The sequence below is a fragment of the Bradyrhizobium sp. CCBAU 11357 genome (assembly GCF_028128865.1).
Taxonomy (GTDB): Bacteria; Pseudomonadota; Alphaproteobacteria; order Rhizobiales; family Xanthobacteraceae; genus Bradyrhizobium.
Map to the genome: position 1 here is coordinate 35,362 of NZ_LBJW01000105.1, position 23,390 is coordinate 58,751.

Consider the following 23,390-nt stretch of genomic DNA (forward strand, 5'->3'; position numbering starts at 1 on the left):
ATGCAAGGCGACCCGTCCAAGGAGGCGGAGCCGATCCTGTCGGTGCACGACCTGCAGGCCCACTTCCGGACCGAGCGCCACGGGGTTAAGCGGGCCGTCAAGGCGGTCGACGGCATCAGCTTCGTGGTCGGCCGCGGCGAGATCTACGGGCTCGCAGGCGAATCCTCCTCCGGCAAGACCACGCTGGTCAAGACGATCGCAGGCGCGGTCAGGCCGCCACTGGAGGTGGTCGGCGGCCGCGTGGATTTCGCCTTCCTGCCAGGCTATGGCGGACTGCACTGCGCGCCTGAGGCCGAGGTGGCGCGGATCCGCTGGCGGCATTTGTCCTACATCATGCAGGGTTCGATGAACGTGTTGAACCCGGTGCGCCGGCTCCGGTCAGCCTTCGTCGACTTCGCATATCCGCATATTGGCGAGAGCCGCAGGCAATTCGAGCAGGAGGTGGTCGCCCATCTGGCGCGGCTCAAGCTCGACCCCTCGGTGCTGGAGGCCTATCCGCATGAGCTGTCAGGCGGCATGCGGCAACGCGCCACCATTGCACTCGCCACCATCTGCCGACCCGATGTCATTCTTGCCGACGAACCCACAACCGCGCTCGACGTCATGGTGCAGAAGGAGGTGCTCGCCTTGATCAGTGCCATCCGTCGCGAGATCGGCTCGTCGGTCCTGCTGGTTAGCCATGATCTCGGCGTTCATGCGCATGTGACCGATCGTCTCGGCATCATGTATGCCGGCCGCTTGATCGAAGAGGCCCCAACGCTGGAGATCTTCCGCCATCCGCTGCACCCTTACGCCAGGCACCTCATCTCCAGCTTGCCGCGCATCGGCGATGACGTCCCGCGGAAGGCACTGGACGGCACTCCGCCAAATCTTGCCGATCCGCCGACCGGGTGCCGCTTCCATCCGCGATGCCCGCTGGCGATGGAGATTTGCAGGCACGAGGTCCCCGCCATGCGGGAAAGCGCGCCTGCGCATCGCGTCGCCTGCTTTGCCGTCAATCGGAGCGGTGGGGCATGAGCAACCTGTTGCTCGAGGTTTGCCAGGTCAGCAAGACCTTCATCCGCGGAGGGGTGCTGACGGGGCGACGCGTTGCGGCGGTCAAGGACGTCAGTTTCCGGCTCGCCGCAGGGCGACCCGAGATCTTTGCGATCATCGGCGAATCCGGCAGCGGCAAGACCACGCTTTCTCGGATGATCCTCAACATTGACACGCCCACCAGCGGCAAATTGCGGTTCGACGGGGTCGATCTTGCGACGATCCGCACCGCCGCCGACCGCCTCGCCTTCATGCACAAGGTGCAGCCGATCTTCCAGAACCCGTTCGAATCCTTCAACCCGCTGAAGCGGATCGATCGCTATTTGTTCATGACGCACCGCCGCTTCATCGCGGCCGATGGTAGGCTCGCGCCCGAGATGGCTGTTGACGAGGCGCTGCACAAGGTCGGATTGTCGCTGAAAGAGGTAAGCCGAAGGTACCCGCACGAGCTCTCCGGCGGACAGCTTCAGCGGGTCGCGATCGCCCGCGCGCTGCTCGCCAATCCGAAGCTGATCGTGGCCGACGAGCCGGTCTCCATGATCGATGCATCCTTGCGCATATCCATCGTCAACCTGTTCAAGACGTTGCGCGATGATCTCGGTATCTCCATCATCTACGTCACTCATGATCTGGCGACCGCCTATTACGTCAGCGACCGCATCATCATCATGCAGCAAGGCAGCGTCGTCGAAAGCGGCGACGCAAGAGCGGTCTTGAATGCGCCGCAGCATCCCTATTCCCGTCAGTTGCGCGAGGCCGCGCTATTGCCTGACTTCGCAGCGGGCCTTTAAGTCGGCATGATCTACCACAAGCTCCAGGGCACCTGAGAGGCGAACATGAGAAAAGCAAACGTTCTGATGGACCGCGATTTCGCCATCGGTCACACGGACCCGCGTTTGTTCGGCGCCTTCGTCGAGCACTTGGGACGCTGCGTCTACGGCGGCATCTATGAACCCGGCCATCCCACCGCGGATAAGAACGGTTTTCGTGGCGATGTGCTGGCGCTGGTCAAGGAGCTCGGTCCGACAATCATCCGCTACCCCGGCGGCAATTTCGTTTCCGGGTATAACTGGGAGGACGGCGTCGGCCCGGTGGAGAAGCGCCCGGCACGCCTCGACCTCGCCTGGTTCAGCACCGAACCGAACAGCTTCGGCACCAATGAGTTCATGGACTGGTGCAAGGCTGCTGCGGTCGAGCCGATGTTGGCGGTCAATCTCGGCACCAGGGGCGGGGACGCCGCGCGCAACCTGGTTGAATACTGCAATCATCCGGGTGGATCGACGTGGTCGGACCTGCGCCGCGCCCATGGCTGGGAGAAGCCGCACAATGTCAGGTTCTGGTGCCTGGGCAACGAAATGGACGGTCCCTGGCAGATGGAGCACAAGAGCGCCGAGGCCTATGGCGCGATCGCGCGCGAAGCCGCCAAGATGATGCGGTGGGTGGATCCGACGATCGAGCTCGCGGCATGCGGCTCGTCCGGACGAAACATGCCGACATTCGGCCAGTGGGAAGACACGGTGATCGACCACACGTTCGATCACGCCGAGTACATTTCGCTCCACACCTATCTGAACAATTACAGGCAGGATACGGCATCGTTTCTCGCCAGCCCCGACTTGATGGATCGCTTCATCGACGAGGTTGTCGCGCTCGCGGACGCCGTGGCGGCGAAACGCCGCTCCCACAAGCGCATGATGCTGAGCTTCGACGAATGGAATGTCTGGTATCGAACCCGCCGCAATCGGGCCGATCGTGTCAAGGAAGGGTGGCCGGAGGCGCCGCCGATCCTGGAGGAAATCTACACCATGCAGGACGCGCTCGCTTTCGGGGGCGCCTGCATCTCGCTGCTCAATCACGCCGATCGGGTGAGAGCGGCCTGCCTTGCGCAGCTCGTCAACGCGATTGCGCCGATCATGACCGAGACCGGCGGCGCCGCGTGGCGCCAGACCATTTTCTTTCCGTTCGCCCAGATGAGCCGTCTTGGACGTGGCAAGGTGCTGCGTACCCAGGTCGGGTCGGATGCCTACGATTCTTTCTATTACGATCCCCGTGGGGCGCACGACTTGAGTTTTCCGGTGCCGAACGTGCCGTATCTCAAGATCGCGGCTGTTGCAGGAGAAGCCGGCACTCTTACCCTGTTCATGCTGAACCGCGACCTGATGCAGGAGATGGAGGTGAGCCTCGAGGCGCGGAGCTTTGGCCCGCTCGCAGTGAGCGAGGCGCTCGAGTTGCGCCACGATGATCTCCAGGCGAGCAACACCAGGGACGCAACCGAGCGCGTGAAGCCGGAGCCGCTGCAGGGCGTGACCATCGACGGCGCGCGGATGCGCGCAACGCTGAAGCCGGCATCTTGGAATGTCGTTCACTTGTCCCCGGGCCGATAGACAAGTCTCGAATGGCGGTACGCAAAGTCGCCGTTCCCCTCCGGCAGGCCTGCTTACGCTTCCCGGACGCCGTCAGACTCCGTCCTGCGGACCCGCCGGCAACGTGAACTGAAAGACGACGCCGCGCGGCTGGTTGGCGCTCGCCCATAAGTGTCCATTGTGCGCATTGATGATTGAACGACAGATTGCCAGACCCATCCCCATTCCGTGAGGTTTCGTGGTGAAATATGCATCGAAAACAGCTTCGAGCATTTGTGGATCGAGTCCTGGCCCGGTATCGGCAACCTTCACGAGCACGGAGCCAGGTTCGGCCAAGCAGGTTGTAATGAGCAGGTCTCGTGCTTCATCGGCCGTTGTGGCCATGGCCTGGATCGCGTTGACAAAGAGGTTGAGCAGAACCTGCTGCAACTGCACTCGATCGCCCTTGATGAGAGGCAAACGGTCCGCGAGTTGCGCCTTCACCGAAATCCCATCTTTGAACGCCTCGCTACCGGTCAGGACAATCACCTCTTCGACCGCCTCATTAAAATTCAGGAGCTCCTTGCGTGGCGGCGCCTTCCTGTAGAGGGCACGAAGTTGGCTAATCACTTCGCCGCCGCGTTGTGCGTCATTGGCGATGGCCTCTAATGAAGCTTGCACTTGTTGGAGAGCAGGGGGGCTCCTGCGCAGCCAGTTCAAGGCTGCGCCGGCGCTGATGGCAACAGCGCTTATGGGTTGGCTAACCTCATGGGCGATCGATGAGGTGAGCTGTCCCATGGTTGCGATTCGGTTCGCGTGCGCCAGCTCAAGCTGCATTTCCTGATAACGCCGCTCGCTCTCGCGCGCTTCGGCTTCAGCCCGCCTGCGTTCTGTCAGATCAAGTACGAAAGAGATGCTCTGATCGGGGGATCCGGCCACTGCGGCCGAGCCGACCAGCACCGGAACCCGGCTGCCGTCCTTTCTAAAGTACTCCTTCTCCCGGGGCGCGACCTCTCCCGATCGGCGAAGTTGCTCAATTCGCTCGGCATCGTCATTTTCGTATTCTGGCGGCGTCATATCCCTCCAGCTCACCGCTCCTGACATCAGTTCCTCTTTGGAATAGCCGGTCATGTTCAGGAAGGCCTTGTTGGCGTAGCTGATTTTACCGGTAGCATCCCAGAATAGAATTCCGATGATGCTGGAATCGACGAGTCGTCGGATGCGGGCCTCGCGCTCCTGCAGGTCGCGGTACAGAAGGGTGTTCTCGAGCGAAATAGCGGCCTGAGCTGCCAGCATTTCCAGCACCGCGACACGATCCGGCGTGAATGCGTGTGTGGTCAGGCTATTCTCGAAATAGAGCAAACCGGTTAGCTTGGCCTGCTTGATCAGTGGCAGGCAGAGGATCGATCTGGGGTGCCGGCTATTCAAGTATTCGGCGTCGCAGAGTGGATCGGGCCGCGATGCGTCATCGATGATGGCCGGTTTTTGCGTGCGAATGACATATCGCAGCAGCGCCTCCGCACAATCGGGACCGGAGACGCGGGCCTCACGCATCGACACGGTGAACTGATCAGCGCTCGACTGGGCCTCGGCCTCGATCCGGAAGTCGTCGTGGCGCGGCAAAATCAGCAGGCCGCGATCTGCTCCGGCGTTTTGCAGCGCGATCTTCATCAGCGACTCGATGAGCTTCGGCAGCTCGATCTCACTTGATACAGCCTGCGACGCCTTGACGACGGCGGTGACGTCCAGTTGCTGGACCGAGCCGCTCGCCTTCGCGACTGTGCGATCGTCTTCCATCACGTGCAATTGCGGGTAAAGCCGCTCGAGCTGCCTCACCTTGGCATCGGCACCCCAACGGAGATATCCATAATGTGCGTCGCGCAGATAGGTATAAGCGATCTTCTCGAACCCTCTCGCTGCATAGAACCGTCCGGCGAGCTCGTTGGCGATAGCCTCGTTATGGACAAAGCCGCTTGCGCGCGCCGCGCCGATAGCCCGATCGTAAGCGCGCATTGCATCGAACTCGCGCCCCTCGATACGCGCGACCTCCGCCTCGACGAGGGCGGCGCGGTCCGCGAAATCCTCCGGGCAAATGCTCGCCCATTGCTGCAGCTGATTGCGGTGGGGTGCCAGCGCTTCAAGACGCAGCGCGCGCTTCTCTGCGGATGCAGACTCGCCGTGAGCTGCCTGCGCCAGCGCGGCATAAAAGTGCAGCTCCGCCCGATCGAACAGGGCCTTGGAGGTCCACAACAGCTCTTCCGCGTTCTCCGCCGCCGTGACCGCGGTCGAATCGTCGGCAAGGACGCGCACCTGCAGCTTGCGGACCCAGTACCAGTAGCCGGCATGCACCAGCTGCGGGTCAGCCTTCAGACGGCGTTCGAACTGCTCTTCGCTGAAATCAGCATCATCGAAGCTGCCGAATTTTGTCGTCAGGCCGCGGAGCGCCCGGATCAACTGCAGCTGCCCAGTGATTCTGTCTACCGCAAGGTCAACCCGCATCTTCCGTGCGAACGCAATTCCGGCCTCCGCTTCCCGCTGCACCTCGGTGAGGGGATCGCCACAGGCGAGAAGGTGCGTGATGAGGTGGTGGCGGCTGAAGCTGGCATAGTTGAAGTCGCCATCCTGCTGCGCCGCGTCGAAGGCCCGCCGCAGCAGCGGCCGCCCGGTCCGGACATGCCGTGTCCAGCTGCCGAAGCCGAGATAGACGCGTGATTTGAAGCGGTCCAATCCGTTTCTTTCGACTAGGTCAAGGCCGAGCTGCGTGAACTGGTAACCCGCCTCGTAATCGTGAAAGTCAGGCCCAAGCACGGTACCGAGCAGGATATAGGCCAGGCACGACGCATCCGAGTTGCCGAATTCCAGGCTCAGATTCGCCATGCGCGCGATGATGAGGCGACGCAGGTTCTCGCCGATGAACCAGGCGGGCGACACCAGGACGGTGAGGACGTCCATGGTGCCACGCGCAACCGGATCGGTCATCCGGGGCAAATCCAGCAGCGCCTCGATCTTGCGCGGGCCGATTTGCCGCCACATCCGCTCATATTCCTGCGCGACCTCCGGCAATGTGGGCTGCTCGGGCCATGCGATGCCGACGCGGCGGAGATAGGCGAGGCCGATTTCGACGTCACGGTCGTTTGGTTCCATCTGCAGCCGGGTAACGGCAGCCAAATCGGGGAGGGTCGTGGCACGGCCCGCCAGTTCGGCAAGGCGCGCTTTCGAGGCGGCGTGGTCGCCGGTCAAGAATTCGCACTCGGCGCGCTGCAAGGCGAGCGCAAAACTGAGGGTGTAAGTCCGCCCCCAACGGTCTTCCGACAACATCGCCTCACCGGTGCTGAAGTGCGCGAGCGCCATGGCGAACGCGGTTGCGGCCTTCGCGCGCCGGCCGGCCAAAAGGTTCAACTCGGCCGATTTTTCCCGCTCCTCCGGATCGGTGATCAAATCAGCTCCGCGATTGAGCTGGCTCACAATTTCGAAGACGTTTTCCTCAATCGCTTCCGGTGGCGTCCGTGCCGCGAGCAGTCGGCCGATCCGCAGATGGACTGCGGGCCGGTCGTGCTCGGGGATCAGCGCGTAGGCCGCCTCCTGAAATCGGTCGTGGAGGAACCGATAGGCGCCTGGCTGCGGCTCGACCAATTCCTGACGAACGGACGGCCATAGCGCGGCATGGACCTGCTCCTCCGGAATTCCAAGCACGATCGAAAGCATTGCCGTCTCGGCGGTGTTGCCGAGGCAGGCCATCTGCTGCAGGGCCGCCTGTGTCGCAGCCGGAAGGCGAGTAAGCTTTCCGAGCATGAGGTCCACGACGTTATCGGTATATCGCTTGGCGTGAATGCCATCGAGATCCCAAGACCAGCGTGCAGCGGCGTGGTCGAAGGTGAGCAATGCTTCTTCGACTAGCGAGAAGATGAATTGAATAGCAAAGAACGGATTGCCTCCGGTCTTCTCGAGCACCATCTGGGTGAGCGGTGCCCCCTGCTCCGGCTCGCAGCGAAGCGTGTCCGCGAGCAACTCCCCGAGGTGCTCGCGGCCAAGCGGCGCAAGCGTGATCTGGGTGACCGTTCCGCCCGCGAGCTTGACCCCGTGGAGCATGCGCGTCAGGGGATGATCGGCATCGACCTCATTGTCCCGATAGGCGGCGATCAACATCAGGTGCTTCAGATCTGACCGCGTCAAAAGGTCCTCAAGCAGCTCGAGCGTCGCCGCATCGAGCCATTGGAGATCGTCGAGAAACAGCACCAGCGGATGTTCGGCGCGGGCGAACACGCCGATGAACCGCTTCAATACCTCTTTGAAGCGGCCTTGCGCCCGCTGCGGCGGAAGCTCCGGAGGCGGCAACTGTTTGCCGATGATGAGCTCGAGCTCCGGGATCAGCTCGACCATCAGCTGTGCATTGGGGCCGAGCGCCTCCAGAAAGGCGCGGTGCCACCCGCTCAGCTCCGCGTCGTTCTTACCAAGCAGGGGTCGAACGAGGCTCTGGAACGCCTGCGCGAGTGTCGCATAGGGAACGTCGCGCTTGTGCTGGTCGAATTTGCCCGATGCGAACAGCCCGCCTGAGGGGATCTGGACCTTGTGCAGTTCATTGACGACCGAGGATTTGCCGACGCCAGAGTATCCCGAGACCAGCACCAATTCCGGTACGCCGCTCTCGACGACGCGGCCGAAGGAGGCGAGCAATGTCTCAACCTGGTGCGACCTTCCGTACAGCTTTTCGGGGATCAGCAGCCGATCAGGTGCGTCGTGCTGCCCGAGCGGGAAATCGTCGACGCGGCCCTGGCGCTCCCACTCCGCAAGACAGCGCTGCAGGTCCCATTCGGCGCCGGCCGCAGTTTGATAACGCTCCTCCGCCATCTTGGCGAGCAGCCTCATGACGATCCGCAACACTGCAGGTGGGACATGTTCCGATCTGTCGCTTTGCAGTGTTGGCTTTCTCGCGATATGGCAGTGCACCAACTCCATGGGATCGGCCGCGGTGAAGGGGAGGGAGCCGGTCAGCATCTGATAGAGCGTGACGCCGAGCGAGTACAGGTCGCTGCGGGAGTCGATCGATCGGTTCATGCGCCCGGTCTGCTCGGGCGCCATATAGGCGAGCGTGCCGGCGATGGATTCGGGAGCCGCCGGAGATTGTCGTTCGCGCGGTCGGCGCGACGCAAAACCGAAACCGGTGAGCCGCACGCTTGTCCTGGTGTGATTCACCAGAATGTTGGCCGGCTTGATGTCCTTGTGCACGAGGCCGCGCTGGTGGACCCTGCCCAAGGCCGCTGCGATTTGAACGGCTATACAAAGGAAGTCACCCATCTCGATGGGCGCCTCCATCAGCCTGGTGAGTGGGTCGCCTCCGAAATCTTCAAGCAGAAGAATGGGCTTGGCATGATCCCGCAGGAGTTCTAGCGGCTTCGCGGCCCACGCGCCATCCAGCTCGTTCATCAATCCGAATTCATGCGTGAGGCGATCAATGCTCTGCGGATTCGGATGTTCAGCTGCCGGGAGAACGGCCAGCACGGTCTTCCGCTCGCCCTCAGTGCATTCCCGAACTGCACGGCACAACAGAATTCCATCCTCTTCACAGAGGACCTGTAGACCATGGGCCCAACCTGCGCCCAAAAGTGAAGGAAGGATCATCTCCGTAAACCATGCGCGCACCCTCGAGCCGAAGGAGCCGTTGCGTTCCCCCTGAAGTCGCCTCATAGAGTGGGGCGTCGTCAGCAGATTTCTATTTGCGCGTGCTGGCGAGGAGATCCCGAGGAGCGCGCAATTCGTGAAACTACGTGCCTATCTGTCACGTCTTGATTCCGGGGCCCGACTGGCTACCGCCTACCGCAGCCAAAAAGTATCACTAGGCTCAAGTCCGTCAACTTGCCCTGGCAAGCCAAGCACCGCTAGTCAGGCGCGTTCGACAACCGTCAAGATCTCAGTGCGGCTCCTCTTGGACGAGCCGTTCCGTCAGCCGGGCGAATTCAGGCGCTGTCTTGATCTTGTCGGAGCGCGATAGGTCGACCGCAATCATATTTGCGCTGCAGCAAATGAGCGGCCGGAGGTCGGCCACGACGGCTTCGCCGTGACCCGTGAGATCATCCGCGAGATGGACAAGTCGCCATCGGGCGGCGCGTGGTACTGACCAACCGCGAGCACATCTTCGCGACTGAGATCGCGTAAGCCGGCCACCGGCCGAGGTCCGTTGCAACCAGCGGAGAGCTGGGCCTCCCCGATGCGCTCGTAGAGGAAACGCCCGGGACAACGTGGCATGCGCGGCAAACTTTCAAAGGCCGAAAGTGGCGCTGTTCTTGGTAAACAGCGGTCCTTCGAATCTTTCGAAATGAAATCTCTTCCAACTCCCCAGATTGCCAAGTTTTTCAATCGTCGTCCATGCGGCTCAAATCCGGCGGCGCGATGGATTCCTTGTGCTCGTGCCACCCGATCGGGATACGAACGGCAAGGCCGGAGCAGCCCCTGAAGCTGCGAAGTACAACCCCGTCCACATTTGGTCGAGCTTCCGGGGTGAACGCCCGGCATCATAGCGTTTCGGAGCCGATTACCACTTCAATCGGTATGAGCGCGCGGTCTCTCGGTTTCGGCAGTTTCGTTGGAGGCCAAGCAACGTCGCGCCCGCTCGATCTGGGCGTCGGTTGCGCCGTGGTTACGGGCGTACATCTCGGCGACTGCCGCCGAATATTTCGCGACGTAGTACTTGACCTCGCTGCACGAGATGCGCCCTGCAGGCCTGTGGTGACGCGAAGCGAAGGCGTCGGACCCCAACGGAATCAGCAGCAACGCAACGATGGCTCCCGCCCGTACGATCATTGTCACCGCCCCTCACATATTGCGTCCAGATCGTTACGAGAGAGCAGGCCTGAATCGCGCACACGACGCAAATTAACAATCGTGCACTGATCCAGAATGCTGTGAGACTGTTGCTCCAACGCCTCGGTGCTGCGGGTACCGGACCAGTTATCGGTAGCGATCTGGCCCGAGCTTCCTAGAATGCGGAAGTGGCAAGTTCGATCATCGCGCCGAACGGCTCTAAGAGCTTGCGATAGTTATCTCGCCGAAGCGCTCTCCTACGGCTGGCTAGCGTTCGAGCGCTAACGATTGTTTCAGGCGGGAGAGGGCGGCGAACCTTCTGAAGGTCAGGTGGATGCCACGAGTTGGCGTTGCGGGACAGCTGGCCAGAAGAGGGGGCGGCTGAGTTCGACTAGCTCGGACGCAGGGGAAGGCTTCCTCCTTTGACCGACGCACGTCCTGTCCCTTCAGCTTTCGCGTGGGCGGCCATCAAAGTTCGCTGAAAGTTCGTCGATCAGATCCGTAGCCGGGGTGCCTTGCTTGAAGCCCCGCTGCTCCTCGAAATCGACTTAAGCGGCCATATGGGATGAACTGGTGGTCGGCGCACAATGCCATCACCGCTTCCGGATAGCCCTCCGAACCGCAATGCGCATTCCATGCGGCGAAGGCGGCAGCGATCGCTGGCGGAACCAGGCGCAAAGATTCATTGTGTACGCACGATCTAGCCGGCTTAACCTCTTCCGCGTCAGCCGCGCTTTCGCTGAGAGGGTGACTTAAACTCCACGACCTCGTGCTTGTCACACGGATCAGGTGGCTCATTCTTCTTCACGATTAGCTCAAGCTCGAGAGCCTCGAAGGCGAGCTCATCCGCCAAGCGCCTAAACAGCTCGCGCTTTTCTATGTCCGTCGCCCGCTGACTCATCAGCGTAAACTCTCTGGCGTCAGCGCGGACCTTTTCCAAACGTCGTCGGAGGTCCTTCATGTGTGCCGGCTTAGCTTTTAAAATTATCCTGGGCCCGAGCCATCAGATTGCTTGCTCGGATCCACCGGGAGGCAACTGCCGAACTCGAGACTGGTTCTATGCGGACCGCCAAATTCGCCGCTCATCGCGCTGCGATATTTTCCATGACCCGGCCCCTGTTCAGGGACTGCGGGCTGAGGACGGCTGTCCTGGCTGGTGAGCCATCTCTGCCCGGCTCTCGCCCGATGATGCATAGAAGTAGCATACCTGAAGGGCCATGAATGTTCGAAAGCGGACAGACGCGAGTGTTGCGCCCGACTAGGCTGCGAGCAATCCTGGACGCTCGCGAAGCGCTCAGGGCCCAACGGCATCGGCGGATGCTAAATGTGCCGGCTGCGCTGAAGCGGCTTCGTCCGCGAACGCAGTGGCCGCGTGCCGGGTATGAGGCAGGAGTAAGCTCGGCAGATTAGATCAACGATGGTCGTTCTCGTGCGTACTTTCCTTGTCATTGTAGGAATATGGCTGCTGGTGAACGTTCTGTTTGTTGTAGTTGTCCTGCCCACGGGCAGACCGGCACCTACTCGGCGCGCAGGAATTCCAGCTCCGGTGACGATCCACAGGACGGCCGGTCGCTCGGACGATCACGACCCACCACTCCTGAAGCGCGAGATGACGCCGGTTGCAATCAGAGTTCTTCTGGTCGTCCTCGTCCTTCCAGCCCTTCGGGCCTGGAATGCGATTTGGCGGCACTTCGGAGCGCATCGCGACTAGACGCGGCCATCGCGCGCTCGAGATTCTCGTCGATGTCTTCACTGCGCTATGGCCGTGCCTCCAAGCATGGGTATAGCCGAACTGCCACACGTACAATGGTTCCGTTGCGTCGCACTTAGTTTGGCACTGCCTTAACCGAACATTCGGGTACGATGATGGTCACCTTTTTGGATCGGACTGCATCATGCGGTACAAGGTGTTCGTGGTGGACGGCAGCCGGCAAGTGATCTGCGCTGCCAAGCTCGACTGCATTGACGAGCAGACGGCGAGGCGCCGAGCCGAGCAAATGCGTGACGAGCACGACGTTGAGCTTTGGGAAGGCGATCGACTCGTAGCGGTGTTCCGAAGTGCAACGTCGAATGAAAGTCGGAGCTAACGCGCGATCCTGAATAGGCGGCCGGTCTCGCCGCCGCGTTAGTTCAAGCGTTGTGATCACCCCGGTCTGGCTGGTTGGCGACGCGCCGCAGCGAAGCAGAGATCGCGAACCGAAAGCATCTGGGAGACAAGCCGTAGAATTCCGGTGTCGGCCTCGCTTGTCATTAATTTGATGCATTAATCAAAAAATCAAGAGATAAATAAATAAATGGACAGGGGCTTTAATTTAAAATACGTTTGATTTAATCGAGGTTGAATGATCGTGGCGCTTCCTAGTCACGGTCGTCGCTTCTGAGGCCGCGAATACTGCAGAATCAATATTGCCAAGGCGTGGCCGGCCAAGCACCGATCACGATGGGCAAGGGGGATACCGCTCCAGATCTTTTCACGTAACTTGGCAGCAGTTGATCGATTGTCGCTGGTGGACGTAACACCCTCCGAGCGAGCGCTATCGGTTTTGCGTGAATTGATTTCGCGGCGACGCTCTCTGCTCGGCATTGGCAGACGAGGGTTGCGAATGACGTGCACGCATTTTGTAGCAATGTCCGGCGGGGCTCGGGCAGTTTCGAATTCTTCTTCGTCGATTTGCAATCCTTCGATCCAGCCAAGTTTGCGGTTTGCAAGCATGGCGGCTGTCAGGTGCGCGACCGTGCGCACGACATCCGCTCGCGGGCTCGGAGCGACTCTAACCTCGAGCAGAGTTGAGCGGCACGTGTTCTCTTGGCACATTTTCGAAGCGCTGAGCAGGACGGTAGGCATCCTGAGCAGCTGGGCAATTTTCTTCAACAGCATAGGCAGGCCAACGGGCGATCATCCCCGCGCCATTGTGCAATTTCTGCCGGTCCGTGAATGCGGGCGGCGCATCACCCAGAGGATTTGAGCTATGGCGACGCAGACAACGGGCGGCGGCAGCACGGTTTCGTTCGGCAATACTCCGCAAGCCAACTCGGACATTTTCTCGTTTACGGAAGAGGCCAGCAACATTCTCATCTTGAACGTGCTGGCAAATGACCTCGGAGGCGCGGCCAAGACGCTGTTTTCGCTGGACGACGGCACGAGCGCCTCCGCGTCCACCAAGAGCTACGCACCTGCTGACCTGCTGGTCAAGGATGTGGCGTACAGCAGTGACGCCGCCGGCATGGCCGGAACCCGTGACCGCAGCGCGCTCGGTGCCCGCATCTGGATCGAGTCGGACGGCACCGTTCATTACGACAAGGGCGACATCAACGCTCAGCTTCAGGCGCTGGCGGTCGGGCAAACGCTGACTGACACATTCACCTACGCGATCCAGCTGGGCAATGGCACGCTCAGCTGGGCGACGGTGACACTCCAGTTCAATGGCGCAAACGATTCGGTCTTCATCACATCAAGTCCACAGAGCGGCTCGGTGGTAGAAGACGCGAATGCCACACCGGATCTCTCGGATTCGCAGAGCGCGGCCGGCACTATCAGCTTCAACGACGCCGATCTCAGCGACACGCATTCGGCCTCGTTCGCGGCAGCCTCTTCCAACACGACTTCGCTCGGCACTTTCGCGCTCGATCCCGTCAACGAGGCGGCCAATGCCGCCAACGGCGCGGTGCAGTGGCACTACAATTTGAACGACGCGGCTGCGCAATACCTCGCTGCGGGCCAGACCGTCACCGAGAGCTTCGTGGTGACGATCAAGGACGGCCACGGCTCGACAGCCACCCAGACGGTGACGGTCACGATCACCGGCACCAACGATGCCGCGACCGTCAGCTCGGACTCGAAGGCGGTCACCGAGGGCGATACCGCCTCCGCGCTCAACACCAGCGGCCAGCTCACCATCACCGACCCGGACACGGGCCAGGCCCACGTCGTGGCGCAGAGCAACGTCCACGGCACCTACGGCGACTCCACCATCGACGCCAACGGCGCCTGGAGCTACACCGGCAACGGTGCGCATAATGAGCTCACCGCCGGCCAGCAAGTGCAGGACCAGTTCACGGTCACCAGCCAGGACGGCACCGCGAGCGGCACCGTCACGGTGACCATCACCGGCACCAACGACGCCGCGACCGTGAGCTCGGACTCGAAGTCCGTCACCGAGGCCGATACCGCGGTTGCGCTGAACACCTCCGGCCAGCTCACCATCACCGACCCGGATACGGGCGAAGCCCATGTCGTGGCGCAATCGAACGTCCACGGCACCTATGGCGACTTCACGATCGATGCCAACGGCGCCTGGAGCTACACCGGCAACGGTGCCCACAATGAGCTCACCGCCGGACAGCAGGTGCAGGACCAGTTCACGGTCACCAGCCAGGACGGCACCGCGACCGGCACGGTCACGGTGACCATCACCGGCACCAACGACACCGCGACCGTCAGCTCGGACTCGAAGGCGGTCACCGAGGCCGATACCGCCTCCGCGCTCAACAGCAGCGGCCAGCTCACCATCACCGACCCGGACACGGGCCAGGCCCACGTCGTGGCGCAGAGCAACGTCCACGGCACCTACGGCGACTTCACCATCGACGCCAACGGCGCCTGGAGCTACACCGGCAACGGTGCGCACAATGAGCTCACCGCCGGCCAGCAGGTCCAGGACCAGTTCACGGTGGCCAGCCAGGACGGCACCGCGAGCGGCACCGTGACGGTGACCATCACCGGGACCAACGACGCGGCCACGGTCTCGTCGGACTCGAAGTCCGTCACCGAGGGCGATACCGCCTCCGCGCTCAACACCAGCGGCCAGCTCACCATCACCGACCCGGACACGGGCGAAGCCCATGTCGTGGCCCAGACCAACGTCCACGGGACCTATGGCGACTTCAGCATCGATGCCAACGGCGCCTGGAGTTACACCGGTAACGGTGCCCACGATGAGCTCACCGCCGGCCAGCAGGTGCAGGACCAGTTCACGGTCACAAGCCAGGACGGCACCGCGAGCGGCACGGTGACGGTGACGATCACCGGCACCAACGACAACGCGACCGTCAGCTCGGACTCGAAGACGGTCACCGAGGGCGATACCGCCTCCGCGCTCAACACCAGCGGTCAGCTCACCATCACCGACCCGGACACGGGCGAGGCCCATGTCGTGGCCCAGACCAATGTCCACGGCACCTATGGCGACTTCAGCATCGATGCCAACGGGACCTGGAGCTACACCGGCAACGATGCCCACAATGAGCTCACCGCCGGCCAGCAGGTGCAGGACCAGTTCACGGTCACCAGCCAGGACGGCACCGCGAGTGGCACCGTCACGGTGACCATCACCGGCACCAACGACGCGGCCACCGTGAGCTCGGACTCGAAGTCCGTCACGGAAGGTGACACTGCCGCCGCATTGAACGCCTCCGGCCAGCTGACGATTGTGGATCCCGACACCGGCGAGGCCCATGTCGTGGCGCAATCGAACGTCCACGGCACCTACGGCGACTTCAGCATCGATGCCAATGGCGCCTGGAGCTACACCGGCAACGGCGCCCACAATGAGCTCACCGCCGGCCAGCAAGTGCAGGACCAGTTCACGGTCACCAGCCAGGACGGCACCGCGAGCGGCACCGTGACCGTCACCATCACCGGTAGCAACGATGCGGCCACGGTCTCGTCGGACTCGAAGTCCGTCACGGAAGGTGACACTGCCGCCGCATTGAACGCCTCCGGCCAGCTGACGATTGTGGATCCCGACACGGGCGAAGCCCATGTCGTGGCCCAGACCAACGTCCACGGGACCTATGGCGACTTCACCATCGATGCCAATGGCGCCTGGAGCTACACCGGTAACGGTGCCCACGATGAGCTCACCGCCGGCCAGCAGGTGCAGGATCAGTTCACGGTGGCCAGCCAGGACGGCACTGCGAGCGGCACGGTGACAGTGACCATCACCGGGACCAACGACGCGGCGACCGTGAGCTCGGACTCGAAGTCCGTCACCGAGGCCGATACCGCCTCTGCGCTCAACACCAGCGGCCAGCTCAGCATCACCGACCCCGACACCGGCGAAGCCCATGTCGTGGCGCAGAGCAACGTCCACGGGACCTATGGCGACTTCACCATCGATGCCAATGGTGCCTGGAGCTACACCGGCAACGGCGCCCACAATGAGCTCACCGCCGGCCAGCAGGTGCAGGACCAGTTCACGGTGGCCAGCCAGGACGGCACCGCGAGCGGCACCGTCACGGTGACGATCACCGGCACCAACGACAACGCGACCGTCAGCTCGGATTCGAAGGCGGTCACCGAGGGCGACACCGCAGCTGCGCTCAACACCTCGGGCCAGCTCAGCATCATCGATCCGGATACGGGCGAGGCCCATGTCGTGGCGCAATCGAACGTCCACGGCACCTATGGCGACTTCACGATCGATGCCAACGGCGCCTGGAGCTACACCGGCAACGGTGCCCACAATGAGCTCACCGCCGGCCAGCAGGTGCAGGATCAGTTCACGGTGGTGAGCCAGGACGGCACCGCGAGCGGCACCGTGACGGTGACCATCACCGGCAGCAACGACACCGCGACCGTGAGCTCGGACTCGAAGTCCGTCACCGAAGGCGATACCGCGGCGGCACTCAACACCTCCGGCCAGCTCAGCATCACCGACCCGGATACGGGCGAGGCCCATGTCGTGGCGCAGAGCAACGTTCACGGGACCTACGGCGACTTCACCATCGATGCCAACGGCGCCTGGAGCTACACCGGCAACGGTGCCCACAATGAGCTCACCGCCGGCCAGCAGGTGCAGGATCAGTTCACGGTGGTGAGCCAGGACGGCACCGCGAGCGGCACCGTGACGGTGACCATCACCGGCAGCAACGACACCGCGACCGTGAGCTCGGATTCGAAGGCGGTCACCGAGGGCGACACCGCGGCTCCGCTCAACACCAGCGGCCAGCTCACCATCACCGATCCGGATACGGGCGAGGCCCATGTCGTGGCGCAATCGAACGTCCACGGGACCTATGGCGACTTCACCGTCGATGCCAATGGTGCCTGGAGCTACACCGGCAACGGTGCCCACAATGAGCTCACCGCCGGCCAGCAGGTCCAGGATCAGTTCACGGTCACCAGCCAGGACGGCACCGCGAGCGGCACGGTGACGGTGACCATCACCGGCACCAACGACAACGCGACCGTCAGCTCGGACTCGAAGTCCGTCACCGAGGGCGATACCGCCTCCGCGCTCAACACCAGCGGCCAGCTCAGCATCACCGACCTGGATACGGGCGAGGCCCATGTCGTGGCCCAGACCAATGTCCACGGCACCTATGGCGACTTCACGATCGATGCCAATGGCGCCTGGAGCTACACCGGCAACGGCGCCCACAATGAGCTCACCGCGGGGGGGGGGGGGGGGGGGGGGGGGGGGGGGGGGGGGGGGGGGGGGGGGGGGGGGGGGGGGGGGGGGGGGGGGGGGGGGGGGGGGGGGGGGGGGGGGGGGGGGGGGGGGGGGGGGGGGGGGGGGGGGGGGGGGGGGGGGGGGGGGGGGGGGGGGGGGGGGGGGGGGGGGGGGGGGGGGGGGGGGGGGGGGGGGGGGGGGGGGGGGGGGGGGGGGGGGGGGGGGGGGGGGGGGGGGGGGGGGGGGGGGGGGGGGGGGGGGGGGGGGGGGGGGGGGGGGGGGGGGGGGGGGGGGGGGGGGGGGGGGGGGGGGGGGGGGGGGGGGGGGGGGGGGGGGGGGGGGGGGGGCCAACGACGCCGCGACCGTCAGCTCGGACTCGAAGTCCGTCACCGAGGGCGATACCGCCTCCGCGCTCAACACCTCGGGCCAGCTCAGCATCACCGATCCGGATACGGGCCAGGCCTATGTCGTGGCGCAATCGAACGTCCACGGCACCTATGGCGACTTCAGCATCGATGCCAACGGCGCCTGGAGCTACACCGGCAACGGCGCCCACAATGAGCTCACCGCCGGCCAGCAGGGGGGGGGGGGGGGGGGGGGGGGGGGGGGGGGGGGGGGGGGGGGGGGGGGGGGGGGGGGGGGGGGGGGGGGGGGGGGGGGGGGGGGGGGGGGGGGGGGGGGGGGGGGGGGGGGGGGGGGGGGGGGGGGGGGGGGGGGGGGGGGGGGGGGGGGGGGGGGGGGTCCGTCACCGAGGGCGATACCGCCTCCGCGCTCAACACCTCCGGCCAGCTCAGCATCACCGACCCGGATACGGGCGAGGCCCATGTCGTGGCGCAATCGAACGTCCACGGCACCTATGGCGACTTCACGATCGATGCCAACGGCGCCTGGAGCTACACCGGCAATGGTGCCCACAATGAGCTCACCGCCGGCCAGCAGGTGCAGGACCAGTTCACGGTGGCCAGCCAGGACGGCACCGCGAGCGGCACCGTCACGGTGACGATCACCGGCACCAACGACAACGCGACCGTCAGCTCGGATTCGAAGGCGGTCACCGAGGGCGACACCGCAGCTGCGCTCAACACCTCGGGCCAGCTCAGCATCACCGATCCGGATACGGGCGAGGCCCATGTCGTGGCGCAATCGAACGTCCACGGCACCTATGGTGACTTCACGATCGATGCCAACGGCGCCTGGAGCTACACCGGCAATGGTGCCCACGATGAGCTCACCGCCGGCCAGCAGGTGCAGGATCAGTTCACTGTCACCAGCCAGGACGGCACCGCGAGCGGCACGGTGACGGTGACCATCACCGGCAGTAACGATGCGCCGGTGCTGAATGCCAACGGCGGTTCACTCTCCTATAGCGAGGGTCAGGCGGCGACCGCGATCGATACCGCGCTGATCGTGTCGGATGTTGACAGCACGAATCTGACCGGCGCGACGGTGTCGATCACGGGCAACTTCGCCTCCGGCCAGGATGTGCTCGGTTTTACCGATCAGAACGGCATCACCGGCAGCTATAATGCCAGCACTGGGGTGCTGACCCTGACGGGCTCGTCGAGTGTGGCGAACTACCAGGCGGCTCTGCGCTCCGTGACGTATTCGAACTCGGGTGACAATCCGTCGGGCGCGATCCGCACCATCAGCTACCAGGTTGACGACGGCCAGACGGTCAGCCACGCCAGCAATATCGTGACCTCGACAGTCACCGTCATCCCGGTCAACGACGCGCCTGTCAATACGGTTCCGGGAGCACAGACGACAAACGTCAACACGACAAAGGCGATCACTGGACTTAGCATCTTCGATGCCGACTCGGACGGCGCCACCGAAACGATCACGTTGTCCGTAACCAACGGCACCTTGACCGTTTCAGGAGGTACCGCAGGGATCAGCGGCAGCGGAACGTCGACGGTGACGCTGACCGGAACAGTCAACGCCATCAATTCTACGCTGGCCTCGACGGTCAACTACGTTCCAACACCGAACTTTGCCGGAACGAGCACTCTGACCATGACAACAAGCGACAATGGCCACACCGGAGCGGGTGGTGCATTGACCGATGTCGATACGGTGACAATTTCGGTCACGAGCCCCAGCCCCTTCGCTCTCACGACCGGCACCGATACGGTCTTCTTTGCATCGGGCACCAATACCGTGACCGGCACGCAATCTCCCCTAACGCTAAACAACGGCGACGTGCTGACCGGGGGAAGCGGTACGGACACTCTCGTCGTCAGTGGTGGTGGTTTGGGGCCATTCACCTTCGGAGATGGTGCAGGAAGCATTGGCCTGAAAAATTTCGAAACAATAAGTCTGAGTGACAGCAACAACGGAAATCACACTGACACCTTGACATTCCTTTCGACATTCCAAAACGGAGGAACGCTCACGATCGACGGATCTGGCATCGCAGGTAACGGCGACCTGGTCGTAGATGCCAGCGCAGTCACGTCTGGATCGTTTGTCATCATGGGCAGCTCGGGAAGCGGCGGTGATGATACCCTCAAGGGCGGTTCAGGTAACGACACGATCAACGGTGGCGCAAGTACTGGCGACGACAGGATCGTGGGTGGTGGTGGCGCAGATGCGCTGACGGGTGGTGGTGGGAACGATACATTCGCCTATCTCCGTGTCACCGACGCCGGTGACCACATCACCGACTTCAGCACCTCAGGGGACAAGCTGGAATTCACGGTAACCGCCGGGCGTTTCGTCATTGGTGATGTCGATACAAGTGTTGAAAACGTCAGAACTGGCAACAACGCTGCGATAAATCTCGCCAACACGGAAGTCGGCATCAAAACAGACGCATCCGTGACGACAGCGACAGTTCAATCAACGATCAACGGTTACTCGAATATCACGACAGGGGCCCTGTTCGTATTCCACAATTCGACAGTGGGCCACGCGCAGGTCTACTACGATCCCAATCCAAGCGTGGCGGGCGGCGCGATACTCGTTGCGGATTTGGACAATCTGACCACTCTGGCCAGCATAACCGGTACCTTCAGCGCGGCGGACTTTGCGTTTGGAACGGCGCTTGCTCCTGCGGGCGTATCGGGGCAGCCCATCAATCTGGGTCTGACCAACTCGCCGGCCAACGAGGGGCAACTCGCCACGGTCACTGTCGCCAGCATGCCCGCCGGCTGGACGCTGAATGGTGGGACGCTGCTCGGCGATGGCCAGTGGGCGATCGAGACGACCGACGTCAGCTCGCTAATGGTGACATCACCAGTCAGTTTCGCCGGAGCTTTGCACCTCGACGTGACCGTGACTTGGATGCAGCCGGACGGCTCGGCTGACATCGAGACATTCGCCGACAATGTTGAAGCTTTTGCAACGGGCTCCCCCATCATCGCCATTTCCGGCAATGACTATCTCACGGCGTCAGGTGGCAGCGATCTGCTTGTATTCTCACGGCCGATCGGCCACGACGTCATCTATAATTTCGACATTGCGCATGATCAGATCGACCTGATCGGCTACGCCGGCTTCAAGACGTTCGCCGACGTCCAGACGCAACTGTCTAGCGACGATGACGGTGATGCCGTCATTACGCTGGCCGATGGTCAAACGATCACCTTGAATGGCATCGATGCCGCCTCGCTCGCAGCGGACGACTTCGTGTTCGACTTTGAGCCCACAGTCGACAATGCCGCCACAATGATGATCGGCAACGGCGCAATGTTGCCGTTGTCCGGTAACATCCACAATACCGGCACGATCTCGTTGAACGCGACCGGCGCGGAGACCGACCTCCAACTTGTCGGGCACGGCATTCTGCTTGAAGGTGGCGGTCAGGTGCTGTTGTCCGACAATAGCGAGAATACTATCAGTGGAGCTGTTTCCGACGTCACGCTGACCAACATCGATAACACCATTTCGGGAGCCGGACAGCTTGGGGAGGGGACATTGCGCCTTGTCAACCAAGGTACAATCAACGCGACCGGCACGAACGCGCTCGAGATTGACACCGGTAGCAACATCATCGTCAATTCCGGAACGATTGCGGCCAGCGGCAGCGGCGGTCTGGTCATCGACAGCAACGTGGACAATTCGGGACTGCTGTGGGCGCATGGCGCCAACATCACTCTCAATGGTATCGTAAGCGGCAGCGGCACCGCACCGATGGATGGCGTGGCTACGATCGAATTCGGAGCGGCTTCATCTGCGCATGTTGCGCTTGATGCCGCAGCCACTGGGACAATCGTGCTCCATGACTCCTTCGACTTCAGCGGAGTCGTATCCGGGTTCGACGAAGATGACCACCTGGATCTGCTCGACGTCGCATTCGGGGACGGCACGACCACAAGTTATGTCGCAAATCAGGCCGGCACTGGAGGAATCCTTTCGGTGACTGACGGAGTTCATACCGCCAATATCAGCTTGCTGGGCCAGTACGATCCCGCGAGCTTCCAGGCTGAGGCAGATAAGAACATGGGAACGCTTATCAGCTACCACGCGGATCTGGTCTGACGCGTTGCGGGGAAATGGCTAAGGGTGCCGACTGCAAAGTCGGTACCTGGTTCGCCTGGATATCCTAACGCCTTGCTGACTGCCCTGATGCATCCCGCCGGTTCTGAGTAGCCGGCATTTCGTTGGGCTTGAGCGAATCCCGCTCCAGTTGCGATTTTTCGCGCGTCGCGAAAATTTGCTTCATGCGTGCCGGCCGGGCGCAGCATCGATTAATTTTATTATAGCGATGCTCACCCGTAATATTCCGGTGATTCTTCTCCCGACTCCGACCAACGCTCTGCTCAGAATTCGATTGTTGGGTTAGCTATCACCTTTGTATTACGATGTTTTTGTCGATCGTGACGGGCTCGTTTTGCGCTGGTTATTCAATTAAGGCATTAATACATTAAATGTTGACGATAATAAATATTTAATGGATAGTTTATCGGTGGCGGGGCCGGAGATAAATCCGCAGCCGCTGGAAGTTGCCAAGGTGTCTGCAAATCCATCTTGAAAGAAGGGATTCCTCCTATGTTGCATCATTTCATCGAGACCAAGGAAGCATTGAAGCGCCTGCGGACGGACCAGGACGGCGTGGTGTCATTCGAATACATCATCGTCGCGGTTTGCATCGTCGGCGCAGTGGGTGCCGTGTTCGGCGGTGGAGCTGGTGGCCAAATCGGGGCCGCCCTGACGACCGGGATCACCGCTATCACCACCGCCTTCGCCACCGCGATCGCTGGCTGAAGCGGCCATCTGACACCAGAGGGGGGCATCGGAATGTGTCCCCCTCTCCAATGTTCTCTCCTGCATTCCTAGTGTGCCTTCCACCTCTTTGAGGCATGCATTTTCATGACCTGGGTTTCATACATCGCCTCGATACTGGAAATCCTGTTGTTGCTCTACGTCGCAACGATCGACGTCGCGACGCGCCTGATCCGAAATGAAATGTGTCTGGCGCTGGCGGCGCTCGGGATCGCCAGTCAATTGCCCAATCCCATGCAAATTGCCGAGTCGCTGATATCGGCCGCGATCCTCTTTCTGCTGCTGTTCGTCCTCTACACCCGTGGGGGAATTGGCGGCGGCGATGTCAAATTGCTGACTGCGCTGGCGATCGGGTTTCCACTGACCGGCCAGATTCAGCTCCTGACCATAACTGTGCTGGCCGGCGGGGTTCTTGCCCTGGTGCATCTGATGATGCGCCACCTGCCTCATCCCAAACTGGCACCCGCCAGATCGTCACTCCCCCGCCGGGTCTACGCGATCGAACGTTGGCGCCATTTGCGGCACGCCCCGCTGCCCTACGGGGTTGCAATAGCGTGCGGGGGTATCTGGACGATTTTGAGCAAAGGATTGTGAG

Annotated in this window: 8 protein-coding genes and 2 pseudogenes; 8 read left to right on the forward strand and 2 right to left on the reverse strand. The window is 62.4% G+C overall.

Annotation, left to right across the window (positions count from 1 at the left end; translation table 11 throughout):
- Genes XI05_RS23145 through arfA form a run of 3 tightly spaced genes read left to right on the forward strand, consistent with a single transcriptional unit; the run spans position 1 to position 3,419 of the window.
- Positions 1-1,017 carry an ABC transporter ATP-binding protein gene (locus XI05_RS23145; protein WP_271506406.1) on the forward strand — a complete coding sequence of 339 codons (1,017 nt, stop codon included), beginning with the start codon at positions 1-3 and terminating at the stop codon, positions 1,015-1,017.
- Positions 1,014-1,826, forward strand: coding sequence for an ABC transporter ATP-binding protein (locus tag XI05_RS23150; RefSeq protein WP_271505993.1), 813 nt, complete (start codon positions 1,014-1,016; stop codon positions 1,824-1,826). The genes XI05_RS23145 and XI05_RS23150 overlap by 4 nt, the downstream gene beginning before the upstream one ends.
- A gap of 45 nt (positions 1,827-1,871) precedes the next feature.
- Positions 1,872-3,419, forward strand: a complete 1,548-nt coding sequence (gene arfA / locus XI05_RS23155; protein ID WP_271505995.1) for an arabinosylfuranosidase ArfA — start codon at positions 1,872-1,874, stop codon at positions 3,417-3,419.
- Between the two features lie 72 nt (positions 3,420-3,491).
- Here the strand turns inward: arfA and XI05_RS23160 are convergent, their stop codons facing one another.
- Positions 3,492-8,996, reverse strand: a complete 5,505-nt coding sequence (locus XI05_RS23160) for an ATP-binding sensor histidine kinase (protein WP_271505998.1) — start codon at positions 8,994-8,996, stop codon at positions 3,492-3,494.
- A gap of 3,541 nt (positions 8,997-12,537) precedes the next feature.
- On the reverse strand, positions 12,538-12,918 hold the full coding sequence (locus XI05_RS23170; protein ID WP_271506004.1) for a hypothetical protein: 381 nt from the start codon (positions 12,916-12,918) through the stop codon (positions 12,538-12,540).
- Between the two features lie 226 nt (positions 12,919-13,144).
- On the opposite strand from XI05_RS23170, the pseudogene XI05_RS23175 reads away from it, so the two are divergent.
- The 5 genes and pseudogenes from XI05_RS23175 to XI05_RS23195 all read left to right on the forward strand — a co-directional run.
- Positions 13,145-17,545: pseudogene (locus XI05_RS23175) on the forward strand (beta strand repeat-containing protein); the annotation flags it as partial.
- 13 nt (positions 17,546-17,558) lie between these two features.
- Positions 17,559-18,086 (forward strand): annotated as a pseudogene (locus XI05_RS23180) (VCBS domain-containing protein); the annotation flags it as partial.
- Positions 18,087-18,397: 311 nt separating this feature from the next.
- Positions 18,398-22,051 (forward strand): beta strand repeat-containing protein, encoded by a 3,654-nt coding sequence (locus XI05_RS23185; RefSeq protein WP_271506006.1) that lies wholly within the window; start codon positions 18,398-18,400, stop codon positions 22,049-22,051.
- A 510-nt stretch (positions 22,052-22,561) separates the two neighbouring features.
- The gene (locus XI05_RS23190) at positions 22,562-22,777 is read left to right on the forward strand and encodes a hypothetical protein (RefSeq protein ID WP_018318137.1); all 216 of its coding nucleotides are present in this window, start codon (positions 22,562-22,564) and stop codon (positions 22,775-22,777) included.
- A 105-nt stretch (positions 22,778-22,882) separates the two neighbouring features.
- Positions 22,883-23,389 (forward strand): A24 family peptidase, encoded by a 507-nt coding sequence (locus tag XI05_RS23195; RefSeq protein WP_271506008.1) that lies wholly within the window; start codon positions 22,883-22,885, stop codon positions 23,387-23,389.
- Position 23,390 lies beyond the last annotated feature (1 nt).

Coding starts and splice junctions, on each gene's coding strand:
- XI05_RS23145 (WP_271506406.1), top strand. CDS start 1: ATGCAAGGCGACCCGTCCAAGGAGGCGGAGCCGATCCTGTCGGTGCAC.
- XI05_RS23150 (WP_271505993.1), top strand. CDS start 1,014: ATGAGCAACCTGTTGCTCGAGGTTTGCCAGGTCAGCAAGACCTTCATC.
- arfA (WP_271505995.1), top strand. CDS start 1,872: ATGAGAAAAGCAAACGTTCTGATGGACCGCGATTTCGCCATCGGTCAC.
- XI05_RS23160 (WP_271505998.1), bottom strand. CDS start 8,996: ATGATCCTTCCTTCACTTTTGGGCGCAGGTTGGGCCCATGGTCTACAG.
- XI05_RS23190 (WP_018318137.1), top strand. CDS start 22,562: ATGTTGCATCATTTCATCGAGACCAAGGAAGCATTGAAGCGCCTGCGG.
- XI05_RS23195 (WP_271506008.1), top strand. CDS start 22,883: ATGACCTGGGTTTCATACATCGCCTCGATACTGGAAATCCTGTTGTTG.